General features: G+C 67.4%; 21 protein-coding genes and 1 tRNA gene. 18 read left to right on the forward strand and 4 right to left on the reverse strand.

From position 1 onward, the window contains the following. Positions 1-5 precede the first annotated feature (5 nt). Positions 6-683 (forward strand): helix-turn-helix domain-containing protein, encoded by a 678-nt coding sequence (locus DI624_RS01360; RefSeq protein WP_291535574.1) that lies wholly within the window; start codon positions 6-8, stop codon positions 681-683. Here DI624_RS01360 and DI624_RS01365 read toward each other — a convergent pair. Next, complete coding sequence (locus DI624_RS01365; protein ID WP_291535575.1) at positions 680-1144, reverse strand: hypothetical protein; 465 nt, start codon at positions 1142-1144, stop codon at positions 680-682. The genes DI624_RS01360 and DI624_RS01365 overlap by 4 nt on opposite strands. Before the next feature lie 175 nt (positions 1145-1319). Between DI624_RS01365 and DI624_RS01370 the strand changes: the two genes are divergently transcribed. The 10 genes from DI624_RS01370 (at position 1320) to DI624_RS01415 (ending at position 6663) form a co-directional block, all read left to right on the forward strand. Continuing rightward, a complete protein-coding gene (locus tag DI624_RS01370; protein WP_291535576.1) occupies positions 1320-1682 on the forward strand; it encodes a hypothetical protein in 363 nt (120 codons plus the stop codon). Beyond that, on the forward strand, positions 1679-2029 hold the full coding sequence (locus DI624_RS01375; RefSeq protein WP_291535577.1) for a hypothetical protein: 351 nt from the start codon (positions 1679-1681) through the stop codon (positions 2027-2029). Before DI624_RS01370 ends, DI624_RS01375 begins: the two co-directional genes overlap by 4 nt. Then, complete coding sequence (locus tag DI624_RS01380) at positions 2026-3834, forward strand: ParB N-terminal domain-containing protein (protein ID WP_291535578.1); 1809 nt, start codon at positions 2026-2028, stop codon at positions 3832-3834. Before DI624_RS01375 ends, DI624_RS01380 begins: the two co-directional genes overlap by 4 nt. After that, positions 3834-4103: a DNA translocase FtsK gene (locus DI624_RS01385; RefSeq protein WP_291535579.1), complete on the forward strand. Its 270-nt coding sequence runs from the start codon at positions 3834-3836 to the stop codon at positions 4101-4103. Before DI624_RS01380 ends, DI624_RS01385 begins: the two co-directional genes overlap by 1 nt. An 11-nt stretch (positions 4104-4114) precedes the next feature. Next, a complete protein-coding gene (locus DI624_RS01390) occupies positions 4115-4735 on the forward strand; it encodes a 3'-5' exonuclease (protein WP_291535580.1) in 621 nt (206 codons plus the stop codon). Further along, positions 4732-5127, forward strand: a complete 396-nt coding sequence (locus DI624_RS01395) for a hypothetical protein (protein WP_291535581.1) — start codon at positions 4732-4734, stop codon at positions 5125-5127. Before DI624_RS01390 ends, DI624_RS01395 begins: the two co-directional genes overlap by 4 nt. 90 nt (positions 5128-5217) lie before the next feature. After that, complete coding sequence (locus tag DI624_RS01400) at positions 5218-5649, forward strand: helix-turn-helix transcriptional regulator (RefSeq protein ID WP_291535582.1); 432 nt, start codon at positions 5218-5220, stop codon at positions 5647-5649. Further along, positions 5649-5978, forward strand: coding sequence for a hypothetical protein (locus DI624_RS01405; protein WP_291535583.1), 330 nt, complete (start codon positions 5649-5651; stop codon positions 5976-5978). Before DI624_RS01400 ends, DI624_RS01405 begins: the two co-directional genes overlap by 1 nt. Continuing rightward, a complete protein-coding gene (locus DI624_RS01410; protein ID WP_291535584.1) occupies positions 5978-6256 on the forward strand; it encodes a hypothetical protein in 279 nt (92 codons plus the stop codon). The genes DI624_RS01405 and DI624_RS01410 overlap by 1 nt, the downstream gene beginning before the upstream one ends. Beyond that, positions 6256-6663, forward strand: a complete 408-nt coding sequence (locus tag DI624_RS01415) for a hypothetical protein (RefSeq protein WP_291535585.1) — start codon at positions 6256-6258, stop codon at positions 6661-6663. The genes DI624_RS01410 and DI624_RS01415 overlap by 1 nt, the downstream gene beginning before the upstream one ends. Before the next feature lie 5 nt (positions 6664-6668). Here the strand turns inward: DI624_RS01415 and DI624_RS01420 are convergent, their stop codons facing one another. Then, entirely contained in the window at positions 6669-6992 is a 324-nt protein-coding gene (locus DI624_RS01420; protein ID WP_291535586.1) for a hypothetical protein, read from the reverse strand. Positions 6993-7245: 253 nt separating this feature from the next. Here DI624_RS01420 and DI624_RS01425 point away from each other — a divergent pair, with 253 nt between their 5' ends. The 3 genes from DI624_RS01425 to DI624_RS01435 are packed head-to-tail and all read left to right on the forward strand — an operon-like array spanning position 7246 to position 9580. Then, on the forward strand, positions 7246-8337 hold the full coding sequence (locus tag DI624_RS01425; RefSeq protein WP_291535587.1) for a phage Gp37/Gp68 family protein: 1092 nt from the start codon (positions 7246-7248) through the stop codon (positions 8335-8337). After that, positions 8334-8528 carry a hypothetical protein gene (locus DI624_RS01430; protein WP_291535588.1) on the forward strand — a complete coding sequence of 65 codons (195 nt, stop codon included), beginning with the start codon at positions 8334-8336 and terminating at the stop codon, positions 8526-8528. Before DI624_RS01425 ends, DI624_RS01430 begins: the two co-directional genes overlap by 4 nt. A 5-nt stretch (positions 8529-8533) precedes the next feature. Then, the gene (locus DI624_RS01435; protein WP_291535589.1) at positions 8534-9580 is read left to right on the forward strand and encodes a tyrosine-type recombinase/integrase; all 1047 of its coding nucleotides are present in this window, start codon (positions 8534-8536) and stop codon (positions 9578-9580) included. A 49-nt stretch (positions 9581-9629) separates the two neighbouring features. Here DI624_RS01435 and DI624_RS01440 read toward each other — a convergent pair. Next, positions 9630-9705, reverse strand: a tRNA-Ile gene (locus tag DI624_RS01440). A gap of 215 nt (positions 9706-9920) precedes the next feature. Between DI624_RS01440 and DI624_RS01445 the strand changes: the two genes are divergently transcribed. After that, the gene (locus tag DI624_RS01445; protein ID WP_291535590.1) at positions 9921-10718 is read left to right on the forward strand and encodes an SIMPL domain-containing protein; all 798 of its coding nucleotides are present in this window, start codon (positions 9921-9923) and stop codon (positions 10716-10718) included. A 72-nt stretch (positions 10719-10790) separates the two neighbouring features. On the opposite strand, the gene panD is transcribed toward DI624_RS01445, so the two are convergent. Beyond that, complete coding sequence (panD, locus tag DI624_RS01450; RefSeq protein WP_291535591.1) at positions 10791-11144, reverse strand: aspartate 1-decarboxylase; 354 nt, start codon at positions 11142-11144, stop codon at positions 10791-10793. 175 nt (positions 11145-11319) lie between these two features. Here panD and sppA point away from each other — a divergent pair, with 175 nt between their 5' ends. From sppA to DI624_RS01465, 3 genes are all read left to right on the forward strand, one after another. Beyond that, positions 11320-13098 (forward strand): signal peptide peptidase SppA, encoded by a 1779-nt coding sequence (sppA, locus tag DI624_RS01455; RefSeq protein WP_291535592.1) that lies wholly within the window; start codon positions 11320-11322, stop codon positions 13096-13098. A 103-nt stretch (positions 13099-13201) separates the two neighbouring features. Then, positions 13202-13525, forward strand: coding sequence for a hypothetical protein (locus tag DI624_RS01460; protein WP_291535593.1), 324 nt, complete (start codon positions 13202-13204; stop codon positions 13523-13525). Positions 13526-13539: 14 nt separating this feature from the next. Further along, positions 13540-14301, forward strand: coding sequence for an N-acetylmuramoyl-L-alanine amidase (locus DI624_RS01465; RefSeq protein WP_291535594.1), 762 nt, complete (start codon positions 13540-13542; stop codon positions 14299-14301). Positions 14302-14304 lie beyond the last annotated feature (3 nt).

The raw sequence follows: 14304 nt of genomic DNA on the forward strand, positions 1-14304 counted from the left end.
GTCTAATGAACGTGCACAACGCGCACATTTTGGGGATAGGCGTCGGGATGACTTCCCGTCCGCCCTCTCGTGCGCGCCCAGGCCGTCCTGATCTGCCCGTCGATGAAATGACGCCGGGCGGTCGGCTAAAGGCTTTGCGTCTAGGCGCAAAAATGGGTCAGGAAGATCTCGCCCAGGTTTTGGGTGTTCAGCGCCCGCAAGTCTCGCGTTACGAAAACAACGCCAACGACATGCCCGACTATGTCATTGAGCGCGCTTCACAGCACTTCGGCGTAACTGCAGCCTTCATCCGCTATGGCGACACAGACGCCAGCATGGCCAAGGTCGTCGGCATGGTCGGTGCCGGCGGTCATGTGGAAGCGGTCGAAGCTCCGCCTTGGCGCTACATCGAAGTCCCGGCCAGCTGGCACGACGCGATTGCGCTGGAAGTTTCTGGAACCTCCTGCTGGCCCATCTATGAGGACGGAGACACTCTGGCGATCCGAGGCGAGCGACGCTTGGATGAAGGCGAGATCCTCGGCCGCATGTGTGTAGTCGAGACCATGGATGGATTGGGCCTGGTCAAGCGGATACGCAAAGGCAGCGCGCCTGGCCTCTATACGCTGGAAAGCCCTAATGCCCCTCCGATTGAGGACGTGATGCTGGCCAGCGCCCGGCCGGTGAGGATGCACGTCAGTCGCTAAGGCGTGAGATCAACGCAAGACATATCCACGCGCCGGCATCGCTCGAATACGATCAGCGGGTCCGCTTCAACGCCGCCCGTCCTGATCATCGGACATGACAGAACGCGCGGTGGCCCGACCACCCGCACTTCCGGCGCAAAGATTGATGGGGTCCTGCCATCAGATACGCCCTGATCCATCGCTTTCAGCCACGCTATGTTGCAGGTCTGATTGCCTTCTAGCCCGGCTAATCGCATGGCCAGATTGTCACGTTCATAAAGAGCTTCACCGTTGTTTCGGGCAAGCACCAGGACAAGCGCGACCAGCCCGACCAAGATAATCCCGACGATAGCTCCGATTGGTCGGCGTCCGCCCGTGCGCTTGCGGACAGCACTCGACTGTCTCTGCCCGTCCGTTTCGGGCGATTCGAGCTTTGCAAGACGCGCCTTGAGTGCGGCCAATTCGTTTGGTTCGTCCGCCATGGGGCCTCCTGTTCCCTGGAAAAAGGTGCGATGCGCCGCACATTTACAAGACATTTCAACAACTAGAGCGCCGCTACATCACAAGTAAGTGCGCGATACGCACAAACTTCTTGACCGAAGACGTGCGTGATGCGCACTTATTCCTGACTGTCTTTCGGACACGCCAGGAACAGCCATGCTCTTTCACCCCTCTACGCCAGAATCGGTCGCCACGCCGCTTCGCGCGGGCGCTTCGATCCTTCCCTTCAAACGTCCGGCCCGGCCCGCTGATCCGGACGCCGTGGCCAGCGTCATTTTGGCGATGGAAGGCGGCCCGGCCGCACCGATCATCATGGCGGCCACGGGCCTCGACGGCGCCCATTATGTCGGGGTCTCGGTCGCCGCCCAAGCGCATCGGCTGACGCCTTCTGAGGCGTGCCTCGCGGCCGACTGTCTGATGTGCGACCCGTCCGTCCTGGGCTTCGCCGACATTGCCCAGCGGCTTCGCGACGCGGCCTACGCCGCCAGCCGCGCCTACCTGCGGAGCGGCCGCGGATGACTGGCGCGACCGCCCATGCGAGCGCCGCTCGCCCGGTTCCGGCGACCTTGCCCGACACCCTGTTCGAGATCGCCTATCGCCAGCCGAACCCCGTTCCGGCGGACTTCCCCCTGCGCCAGACCATGGCCGGCTACACCGAGACCCAGGCCGTTGCGGTCATGGTCGAAACCCTGGCGGTCAAGCCGGGCCTTCTGACCGCCCTAGAAGAGCCGGACGCCCGCCGCTGCTGGATCGCCCTCGCGCCGAACGGACGGCGCCTGGCGCGCTTCGCCGGCCTCGACGCCGCCGCCGTCAACCTCGCCCTCGCCAGCCTGGAGGCCAACGGCTTCCAAAGGATCGCCGCATGACCGCCGCCCTGACCTTGCCCCACGGCCTCAGCAACGCCGCCCTGAACGGCGAGGACCTGCTGCGCGCCCTGTCGGACCGCCCGATCGGATCACCCTTCGCCAACCAGACCGAGATCGCCAAGGCGACGAACCGGGCGCCCAAGAACATCGGGCGCGACCTGTCCCAGCTGGAGGCGGCGAAACTGATCCGAGCGCCTGGCGTGGACCATGGCGAATGGTCGGCCGCCGCCCTGACCGACGCCGGTTGGGACGCCCTGTCGGCGCTGGAGCGCGCCGCCGGCATGGCGGACGGCGGCGGCCTGATCTTTGAGTCGCCGGGCCAGCTGGACGACAATCCGCTGAACCCGCGCAAGACCTATGACGCGGACTCGCTGGCGACCCTGGCGGACACGATCGAGGCGGATGGCCAGATCATCGAACCGTTGTCGGTGTCGCCGGTCCGCGCGAATGGCCGTCGGGTCGTCTGGGCTGGTCACCGCCGCAAGCGCGCCGCCCTGATCGTGGAAGCCCGCTTCGCCGCACGGGGCGAGACCCTGCCGCCTGGACTGGTCCGGGGCGTGCCCTGCGTCGAACGCGACGCCACCCCGGCCGAAAGCCTGTTCATCGCCGTGGTCGAGAACAGCCAGCGCGAAAACCTTCCGCCTTGGGAAGACGCCCAGGCGCTGGCCGCCCTGGCCAGCGAGACGGGCTGGTCCGGCCGCGAACTGGCCCGACGCACGGGGCGCGCGCCCAAGCTGGACCAGGGCGACGAAGAGGGCGTCCGCGACGTCCAGGAAAAGATCAAGGTGGTGAAGACCGCGCCGGCCGAACTGGTCGAGGCGCACGAAGCCGGGGCCATCACCTGGGAACAGCTGCGGGGCGCCATGCGCAACGGCGGCCTGCCGACTCCAGCCCGGTCCGCCACGCCGGCCGACGACGTCTTTCCGCCCTCGGCTGGCGAACTGCGACAGGACGCTGACTCCACGCCCCATGACCAGACATCCGGCCCTGCGACTGGCGCTCCGACGCCCGAGCCCGCGCCTGAACCGACCATCGAACTGGACGCCGTTCAGCGCCTGACCCTGCTGGAGATCCTTCATGCGGTCCGCCACGCCCCCGATCGGCTGGTCGTGGGAGACGAGGACGACGGCGTCGCCTATGCGCCGACCGGCAAATATTGGCTCGATCTGGTCGCCTCGACGCTCCAGACGCTGCGGCTGATCGACTTCAAACACCACGGCCGACCCTATGTCCGGGCGACCCCTGCCGGCCACCGCTGGCTTGAAGACGTCTATGGCCCCGAAATCCACAGCGCCGACCCTGAGACGGCCTTCCACGCCCTGGTCAAGGCGCTGGCGGAAACCTACGCCGTGTTCAACGACGCGGCCTGGGCGCTGGCCCAGGCGCACGCCGTCTTCAACGAGACCCCTTCCGAGCGTCCGGCCTATTCCACGGACTGGCTGAACCCGCCCGCCCAGCCGGAACCGGCCGCCCAGCCGACCCCTCCCGCTACGACGGACGATGCGCACCAGGTGGACGTCGAAGACGCCGTCGCCGCCCAGCTGCTGATCGACGCCCGTGCCCTGGTCGATCTCGAAGAACCGGGATCGACCTCGGTCCGCAACATCCTGGCGCGCGCGGGCCTTTGCGGCCCCTTCACGGCTTCGGACGCCGACCCCGGCGTGGTCGTGGACGGCGACGGCGCCACGACCCTGGTCACGGACGTGGACAACCAGCTGACCGACGACGTGGCCAAGGCCCGCGCCCTGGTCATGGCCGCCGCCCTCAATCGCTTCTGCGCCATCGACCCCAAGGAGGTCCTGTGATGCCGACGCCATCCCCCGACGATTACGCCGCCGCCGTCCAGATCGTGACGACGGAGGCCAATGCTTCGGTCAGCTTTCTCCAGCGTCGCATGGGCATCAGCTATTCCGAGGCCGCTTCGCTGATCACGCGCATGGAACGGTCCGGCGTGGTCAGTCCCCGCCCGGCGACCCGGCCGCGCGAGATCCTGACGCCGCCCGCACCGCGCACGCCGGAAGACGGCCGCACCATTCAGACACCCGAGGACGGCCGCCCCGTCCACACTCGCTGAGGATCACCGCCATGCTGCAAACCGCAACCGCAACGTCCCATAAGCCCAGCCCCTCAGAAGGCACCACATTCGTGGCGTATGACGCACTCGACGTCATGGTGGACCTTGAAACCCTGGGGCAGGGACCGGGCTGCGCGATCCTGTCGATTGGCGCAACCGCCTTCGATCTGAAGACTGGCTTCATCGGCTCTGACTTCTATCGCGTCGTCTCGACGCCGTCCTGCCGGGCACTTGGCCTGCGGGAGGACATCAGCACCGTCGAATGGTGGGGCAAGCAATCGCCCGAGGCTAAGCAGGTCCTGTCCGACGCCGAGGCCTCGCCTCACACGGTTTCGAACGCCCTCGACGCCTTCGCCGACTATCTGGAGGGGCACGGCGGACCGCGTATCGTCCGCGTATGGGGCAACGGCGCCGACTTCGACAACGCCATTCTGGCCAGCTTGTACCAGCGGCTCGATAAGGCGCAGCCTTGGGCCTTCTGGAACAGCCGGTGCTTTCGGACTCTCAAGAACCTTCGCCGGGTACCTGAGCCGCCCCGCGCAGGCGTCCACCACAACGCCCTGGACGATGCTCGCCACCAAGCGGCGCACGCGATCCTGATCCATCAGGCGCTCCAAGCGGGCGTGTCGTGAACCGCCCCTGGTTCGAAGCCGTCCCCGCCCTCGCGGCCGCTGGCGTCCCCGACGACCGCATCCCCGTCACCCCTATGAAGGCCAACCTGATGTCCGCCGACTACGCCCTGTTGCCCCGCATCGACACGGTCGCCAAGCCCCGCGTGTTCCCCGACCTCGCCGCGCTCGCCGCCTCGATCGAGCGCCAGCGCCAGGGGCAAGGCCTGATCCTTGAAGAGGTCCAGGACCTCCAGCCGCTCGGCTCTCCGGACCAAGTCCGCGCCGTCAAGGTCTGGACCACGGACTTCGACGGCCGCCAGGACCGCATGATCGGCTTCGCCTACCTCAAGGGGGCGGGGCGTGAACTGCTGGAATGGGCGCTGCGCCTCGCACGCCGGCCGGCCGCCGCCTGATGACCCTTCTCCGTCTGCATCGGCTGGTTCTCTGGCTGATCGGCCGGAAACGCCTGCTCTGACCACCTACCAACCGAAAGCCTGACCTTCATGACCCTCGACCTGTCCACCGCCATCGACCCGACCGACCTGGCGATCGGCGCACGCATCCGCAGCCGCCGCGAGGCCCTGCGGATCACCCAGGCCCAGCTGGCCGCCGGCTCCGCCGTCACCTTCCAGCAGATCCAGAAGTACGAACGCGGCGTCAACCGCGTCTCGGCCGCCCGCCTGCTCCAGATCGCGACCGTCCTGAAGACGACCGGCGCGGACCTGCTGGGAGAACTGGAGACCGGCGCCGACGACCTGGCGCTGGCCACCCCCGGCGCTGTTGCTCTGCTGACGGCCTTCCGCCGGATCGAGAGCGGCGAGACCCGCGATGCGGTGCTGGCCATCGTTCAATCGCTCGCCGCCGCCGATGCGCCCGCGCTCGGCCGCATCCCGTTCGATGACGGCCGCAACTTCGAACGCATGGTCGCCAACTGATGCGCGCGCCCGATCACCTGCGTCTGGAAAACCAGACCCGCGACGCCGCCGCCCGCCTTCACCGGACCACGAGCCTTCCGGCTCTGACGGCGACCCTGCGCGAGGTCGAAGGCGACGGCGTCGGCTGCGCCTGGGCGGCCGAGAACATGACCCTAGGCCAGATCGAGTTCATCGCCTTCGTCCTGTTGGATCAGCTGACCGGCAAGCTCGCCGAAGGCGCGGCGGGCGGCTGCGAGAACTGCGCCGCAGGCCACGAACGCGTAACCGCCGCCGTCGCCATCCTGCGGCCCGGCCTGCGCCCTGGCGGCGACGTGGCGGGGCACTGCTGATGCCCAAAGTCGCAACCATCAACTACGGATGGGGCATCGCCCAGCTCTGGGGAGACTTCACCGCGCAGACCGTCGAAAAGGTTTTCTACGAACACGCCAATCAGTGCTTTGGCATTCGGAAATCCATCACAGGCTGCATCGTCACCTCGATCAAGGATGAAGAGTTTCCGAAGGTGTTCGGCGTCAAGCCCGACCGCATCGCCGTCGTGCTGATGCATAGCGGCGATACGATCGTCTGGGGCCGCAGCGGCAAGAAGATCAAGTCGGAGTTCGACTGATGGTCGCCTATTCCTTCAAAGGCCGGTTCGAGCCCCGCATCCAGGCCCGCACGAAGCAACAGACGATCCGCGAAGTCGGCAGGAAGCGTCACACCCGGCCGGGCGAGCGCATGACCCTGACGACGGGCGACCGCTACCACCCCCGCCTGATCGGCGAGGCAGTCTGCCAATCGGTCGTTCCGATCCAGATGGACCTCGCCGTCGGGTCGGTCATGCTGGACACGGCCTTCGCACATCCGCCGCGCCTGATCACGGCCGCTGTCGATCTTGACGCCTTCGCCGTCCTGGACGGTTTCGACGACTGGACCGATCTGGTCGCGTTCTGGAAACAGACGCATCCGACCGCGCATCACAGCTTCGCCGGCCTGTGCATTAGCTGGGGCGAAACCTTCAAGGTGGCGTCATGATCGCCCTATCGACCCATCCAGTCATGCGGGCCGGTTCGCCGCCGCGTGGGAGCAGGAACGCGGGGCCGATCCTCCGGGATCTCATTCACCATCTGATGCAGGCGGGGTCCAGTCGCGGTCAGGCTCATCATGTACAGCTGCTTGCAATTGTCGCATTTGCCGTAGTGGGCGACGTATCCGCGCATGTCGCGGGTCTCGGTCACCCCGACGCGACCCTTGCCGCAGGCCGGGCAACGCGGCCGGACATCGCTGTCCAGCCATTTGCGAACGGCCTTCGTGAGGCCCCCCCAGGCTGTGCGGACGGGGTTGAACAGGGATGTGGGCTCCATAGACCTGACGTTGCCATAACGGCGGCAGTCGCGCCATGACCCAGCAGGATCGAACGACAACGCGCGGCGCCTATGACCGCATGGTCAGGGCCTGGTCCCCGCCCAAGGCCAAGCGCGCCTGCGCCCGCGACCCCAAGGCCGGACCGGGCTCATGCGGCTACTGGTGGGAAGGATGCCCCAAGGCCGAAAAGCGCGGGTGTTTCCTCGCCCATATGAAGGCCTGGGCCGCCGGTCCACGTCGAGGTGCGGCATCATGAGTAAGATCGAATGGACCGAACGGTCCTGGAACCCAATCATCGGCTGCGCCATCGTCTCGCCGGGCTGCACTAACTGCTACGCCATGCGGATGGCGCATCGTCTCGGTCAGAATCCGATGACGCCGGACTACGCCGGCCTGACCCGCGTCGTGAACGACAAGCCCGTCTGGACGGGCGAGGTCCGCCTCGCAGGCCATGACGCCCTCACGGCGCCGATGAAGCGCAGGACGCCGACCATTTGGTTCGTCAACTCCATGTCCGACCTATTCGCGGACGCCGTCGAGGACGCCTGGATTGACGCCGTCTTCGCCGTCATGGCCCTGACCCCCCAGCACACCTATCAGGTCCTGACCAAGCGGCCCGACAGGATGCGGGACTATGCCTCGCACGTCAGCTTGGAGCGGCTGGCCACGGCCTTTGGGCAGGGCGCGCTGCCGATCACGCGGAACGACGTCTACCGGGCCTTTGGCATGGCCGAAAAGTTCTCTTACGATCCGCCGACCCCGCGCCTGCCGCTGCGCAACGTTTGGCTGGGCGTGTCCGCCGAAGACCAGCGGCGCGCGGATGAACGCATTCCGATCCTGCTGGACACCCCCGCCCAGACCCGGTTCGTCTCGATCGAGCCGATGCTGGGGCGGATCAGCCTGGTCAGCGACCTCGGCGGCATCCAGTGGATGGGAGGGCAACGCGGCTGCGGGGGAACGCACGTCGGCACGGGCGCGACAGGCTGCCCGCGAACCCCGCATCATCATCACGACGCCCGCTGCCGACCCGGTCTCGACTGGGTCATCGTGGGCGGCGAGAGCGGACCAGGCGCGCGGCCTATGCACCCGGACTGGGCGCGTCAGCTTCGAAACGAATGCTCCGCCGCCGGCGTGCCCTTCTTCTTCAAACAGTGGGGCGAATGGGAACCGCGCGGAACATGGGAGCCTGGGCCGCGCCGCCAGCGCGCGATCATGCTCGACGGCGCACCCGTGCCGGATGACATTACGCCCCAGGACGTCGGCGGACATCGCTTTGTCCGCACCGGCAAAAAAGCCGCTGGCCGCCTTCTGGACGGCGTTCAGCACGACTGCATGCCGGGATGACAAGCCGCGTCGCCTTCACCGCAGCGGACATCAAACGCGCCATGGGCGTGATGGAGAAGTGCGGCCATCAGGTCGCCGCCGTTGACTTCCCAAAGGAAGGCGGCTTTCGCTTGGTGTTGGGCGACAGGATGGAGGTCGCCGCAGCAAAGGCGACCGGGCGGAACGAGTGGGATGACGTTCTGCCCCAATGAACGACATGGCGACCATCGATCTGGCCTATGTCCAGCGGTTCAAGGATCGCCATGGACGCATCCGCCACTACTACCGGCGCAAGGGGTACGCGACCGTCGGCTTGCCCGGCGATCCAGGCTCGGCCGAGTTCATGGCCGCCTATGCCCAGGCTCACGGCCGCGCGCCCAAGGCTGATCCCGCGACGAAGGTCCAGCCGCGTTCCATCAACCACCTGATGGTCGAATACTATCGCTCGGCCGATTTCCTTGATCTGGAGCCCCAGACCCAGAAGACCTATCGCCAGATCCTGGATCGCTTCCGAGCCGGGGCCTGGGGCGGCCGCTCCGCCGTCTCGATCGAGCCGCAACACCTGAACGGCATCTTTCACCAGATGGCCGACAGACCCGGCGCCCAGCGCAATCTGCGCAAGCGCCTGATGAAGGCCTTCGCCGTCGCCGTCGAACTGGGCTGGCGCAAGGATAACCCCGTGCGCGAGACCAAGGCCAGGAAGCGGAAGTCCAAGGGGTTCATCCCGTGGTCCGAGGCCGAAATCGCGGCGTTCGAAGCCAAGTGGGGAGAGGGCACGCGCGAACGCCTGGCGCTCTATCTGCTGCTTTACACCGGCGTGCGTCGGTCCGACGTCGTCGGCATGGGCCAGCAGCACGTCAAGAACGGCCGGATCGCCGTGACCCAGGACAAGACGGATGTGCCGATCTGGATTCCGGTCCATCCGCGCCTGAAAGCCGAGATCGCCCGCCATGGCGCCGGGATGACCTTTATCCTGACCCAGTACGGCAAACCCTTTTCCCCCGCCGGCTTCACCAGCTGGTTCGTGGAGCGAGCGGCGCTCGCAGGCGTGCAGGGCCGAACCCCTCACGGCCTGCGAAAGGCGGCGGGCCGTCGGCTGGCCGAGGCAGGCGCAACAACGAAGGAAATCGCCGCCGTTCTGGGTCACACCAGCCTGGATGAGGTCGAAACCTACACCCGCTCGGCCGACCAGGCGAAGCTGGCCGACACGGCTATCGCCAAACTCGAAAAGGCCGAAAAGAGAACACCCCGTGTCAAACCCTGAGTGTCAAACCTTCTAAACCCCTTGTTTTCATTGTCGAAAACGTAGGGGGTGGTAGGCCCGGAGGGACTCGAACCCCCAACCAGACCGTTATGAGCGGTCGGCTCTAACCATTGAGCTACGGGCCCCCAGGGCGCGCCTCGGCGGACAGGCGTTCGCCTAGCAGGCGCGGGCGCGCCTTGCCAAGCGGGGTCGGACCAGAAGGCGATCTTTCGTCGATTTCACAAAGATGAACGGAAACTGCCAGGGGGGTGCGGGCGTTCGTTCAGGCGAGAACGGCCAAGGTCGTTGCAACGGATCGACGACGCCCGTCGCTCCTGGATCGAATACGGAGACGAACCGCATGACCCGCACCCTGACGGCCCCCGCCCAGCGCCTGAAGACCCCGGCCTTGAAGACCCTGGCCCTGGGGGGCGCGGTGGCCGCCGCCGCCTTCATGGCCGCCGCAACCCCGCGCGCCATGGCCCAGACGCCTGAACCCTCCATGGGAGCCATGCACATGATGCAGCCTGCGCCGTCGCTGAACCTGTCGGCCTATGGCGAGGTCAAGGCCGCGCCCGACATGGCCACCATCACCTTCGGCGTCCAGACCGAGGCCTCCGCCGCCCAGGCGGCTATGCGCGACAATGCGGCCCAGATGACGCGCGTGGTCGCGGCCCTGCGTCGCGCCGGGGTGGCCGAGCGCGACATCCAGACCTCGGGTCTGAACCTGTCGGCCCAATACGACTATCAGCAGAACGAACCGCCCAAGCTGCGCGGCTATCAGGCGGTCAACCGCGTCACCGTGGTCATCAACGACCTGACCAAGGTCGGCGCGACCGCCGACGCCGTGGTCGCCGCCGGCGTCAACCAGATCGACGGCATCGGCTTCGGCCTCAAAGACCCGACCGCCGCCGAGAACCAGGCGCGTCAGCTGGCCGTGCGCAACCTGCAGGCCAAGGCCCAGCTGTACGCCCAGTCGCTGAACGTCCAGCTGTCGGGCATCCGCACCCTGAGCGAAGGCGGCGGCTATGCGCCCCAGCCGCCGACGCCGATGTTCGCCGCCCGCGCCATGGCCGTGCGCGAGGACAGCACCCCGGTCGCGGCCGGAGAACTGACGGTGCGGATCGACATCACCGGCGTCTACGACATCGCCCGCTGATCCCGCCCGGCGTAACGAAGAAAGGCCCGCCGTCGCCGGCGGGCCTTTTTTCGACGGCTCTGCAGCTATCGATCAGACGTGTTTGATCGCGTTGGCGTCGTCCAGCAGCACCACGTTCGGCGTCCACTGGCGGGCTTCCTCCTGAGGCATCTGGCCGTAGGTGACGACGATGACCTTGTCGTTCTTCTGCACCAGGCGGGCGGCGGCGCCGTTGACGCCGATCACGCGCGAGCCGCGCGGGGCCTGGATGGCGTAGGTGGTGAAGCGCGCGCCGTTGGTGATGTTCAGCACATCGACCTGTTCGTGCGGATAGATGCCCGCGGCGTCCAGCAGGTCCATGTCGATCGCGATCGACCCCTCGTAGTCGAGGTCGGCCTGAGTCACCGTGGCCCGGTGCAGCTTGGACTTCATCAGGGTGACCAGCATCGCCCGGTCTCCTCGTAATAGACGCGCGTTTCGATCCGCGCCGACAGGCGGCTCATATAGGGATTTCCGCCGTCGGCATCAATCGCCGCCGCTGCATCGCAACATTTGACGGCGGCGGCGCGCCCCCTATGCTGGCCCGGCCATTTTCGGCCTGCGAACGCGCGTTTTCCTTCCCATGAAGCAATTCTTCCTGACGGTCCTTGGTGTCTTCACCGGGTTGATCCTGTTCGTCGTGGTGATTCCGGTGGTGTTGTTGACGGTCGCCGTCGCCTCCACGGCCAAGCCGACGACCCCGGCCAATACGGTGCTGGAGCTGGACCTGCGCGACGGGATCAGCGACCAGCCTTCGACCAATCCGTTCGCCGCCTTCGGCGGATCGGGCCTGGCCCTGACCCAGGTGGTCGACGGCCTGCACCAGGCGCAAGGGGACGCCAGCGTCAAGGCCGTGCTGATCCGCCTGCCCGAAGGGGGAATGACCCCCGCCGTCGCCGACGAACTGCGCCAGGCCGTCCATCGCTTCCGCGCCTCGGGCAAGCCGGTCTTCGCCCACAGCCAGGGCTTCGCGCCCACGGGGGCGGTGATGTCCACCTATATGGTCGGGGCTTCGGCGTCCGAACTGTGGATGCAGAACACCGCCGGCTTCCAGGCCACCGGCTTCTCGGCCGACAGCCTGTTCCTGGGCCGCGCCTTCCAGAAATACGGCGTGAAGGCCGATTTCGAGCAGCGTTACGAATACAAGAACGCCGTCAACGAATACACCCAAAGCGACTACACCGGCCCGCACCGCGAGGCCATGACGGCCTGGATGAGCTCCATCTACGACAGCGCCCTGGGCCAGGCCGCGCGGGATCGAAAGACCACGGCCCCGGCGCTGAGGAGCCTGATCGAGGCCGGTCCCTATACGGCCGAACAGGCCCTGGCCAACCGCCTGATCGACAAGGTCGGCCAGGTCGAGGAGGCCGAGACCGCCGCCAAGTCCCGCGCCGGCAAGGGCGCCGAGATCGTCGAGTTCGGCGAATATCTGAGCCAGAAGGGCGAACGCACCGGATCGGGACGCAGCGCCATCGCCATCGTGGGCGGAGAGGGGGCCATCGTCACCGGCCGCGGTGGGGCCGGAAGCTTCGGCGGCGGCTCCTCCATCCACTCTGACGACACGGCCGAGGCCATCTACGACGCCATCGAGGACAGGGACGTGAAGGCCATCGTCTTCCGCGTCTCCTCGCCCGGCGGCTCGCCCGAGGCGTCCGAACAGATTCTGGCCGCCGTGCGGGCGGCCCGCGCGGCGGGCAAGCCGGTGGTGGTGTCGATGGGCGCCTATGCGGCCTCGGGCGGCTATTGGGTCAGTTCGCAGGCCGACTGGATCGTGGCCCAGCCCACCACCCTGACCGGCTCCATCGGCGTGTTCGGCGGCAAGTTCGTGCTGGCCGACGCCCTGGGGCGGTTCGGCGTGGACATGCGCGGCCTGACGGTGGGCGGGGAATACGCCGACGCCTTCTCGCCCAGCCAGAGCTTCACCCCGGCCCAGCGCGCGGCCTTCGCCGGTTCGATGGACCGCATCTACGACGACTTCATCGGCCGCGTGGCGACGGGGCGGAAACTGCCGGTCGAACGGGTGCGCGAGATCGCCAGGGGCCGCGTCTGGACTGGCGCCCAGGCCCTGCCGCTGGGCCTGGTCGACCAGCTTGGCGGCCTTACCGAGGCCGTGGCCAAGGCCAGGGAACTGGCCAGGATTCCGGCCGACCAGTCCGTGCGCTTCAAGCGTTTCCCCAAGGAGAAGTCCCCCTGGGAGGCGATCTCCGAAATGTTCGGCGTCCAGACGGAGGCCGCCAGGACCCTGATCATGCTGGGCGGGGTCATGGCCGATCCTCAGGCGCAGGCGGTGATGCAGCGGGTGAACGGCGAGCGGATGCGCAGCCAGGGCGCCGTCGTCCTGGCCGATCAGCCGATGTTCTGAACAGGATGTGAGCGCGGCGGTGCGCCGCAGTCCATTGACCCCAGGACCCGATGGTCCGACATTGCGGTTCGGGCGTTCCTCGGATCGCCTGAAAGGATGACCCATGTTCCAGCCTGATCGTCTCGCCACCATCGGCATCGCCGCCCGCCGCCGTCCCAACGGCCTGGTCGCCTCGGCGATGTGGCTCGCCGGCATGATCGCGGCCGTCGCGGCCATGGCCGTCGGCGCGGTTCTGGCGGTCTTCACCGCCGCCGCGGTGGCGGTGATCGCCCTTTTCGCTGGGGTGCTGGTCTTTCTGGTCGGCCTGGTCATGCGGACGCGTCGCAGCATGACGCCGCGACGCCGCGCCGGCGACCCCGAGCTGATCGAGGCGCATAAGGTGGACGGCGCCTGGGTCGCCTATGGCTGGGAACGCAACGGCCGCTGAGCCGCCCGGCCTCCATGATCGCCCTCATCGACGCGCCTTCGCCCAATTTCGACGCGCGCCGTGCGCCGCCGGACATGCTGGTGCTGCACTACACCGGGATGCGGACGGGAGAGGCCGCCCTGGCGCGTCTGCGCGATCCCGACGCCAAGGTCTCGGCCCATTATCTGGTCGAGGAAGACGGCCGCGTCTTTCATCTGGTCCCTGAGGAACGCCGCGCCTGGCACGCCGGTCGCGGCGTCTGGCAAGGACAGGACGACTGCAACGCCGCTTCCATCGGCATAGAGATCGTCAATCCGGGCCATGAGTTCGGCTATCGCGCCTTTCCCGACGCCCAGGTCGCGGCCGTCATCGCCTTGATCGGCGACATCCGCGCCCGCTGGACCGTCCCCGACAGCCGTGTCATCGGCCATTCAGACCTGGCGCCCGCGCGCAAAGACGACCCCGGCGAGCTTTTCCCCTGGAAGCGGCTGGCCGAGGCGGGTCACGGACTGTGGTTCGAGCCCGGGCCCGAGCGCATCCGGGCCCTGGGCGGCCTGCTGCAAAAAGGCGACCAGGGCGTCGGCGTCATCGTCCTGCGCGCGGGCCTGCACCGGCTGGGTTACGGCCTGAAGCCCGGCGGCGATTATGACGCGGAGACGGAAGCCACGGTCCGCGCCTTTCAGCGTCACTGGCGTCCCGGCCGTATCGACGGCGTCGCCGATGGCGAAACCCGCGCCCGCCTGATCGGCGTGCTCCAGCGGGCCAGCGTCGAGAGCGTGACGGGCGTGCTGGACTGACGC

It is taken from the genome of Brevundimonas sp. (assembly GCF_003248455.1).
Classification (GTDB): Bacteria; Pseudomonadota; Alphaproteobacteria; order Caulobacterales; family Caulobacteraceae; genus Brevundimonas.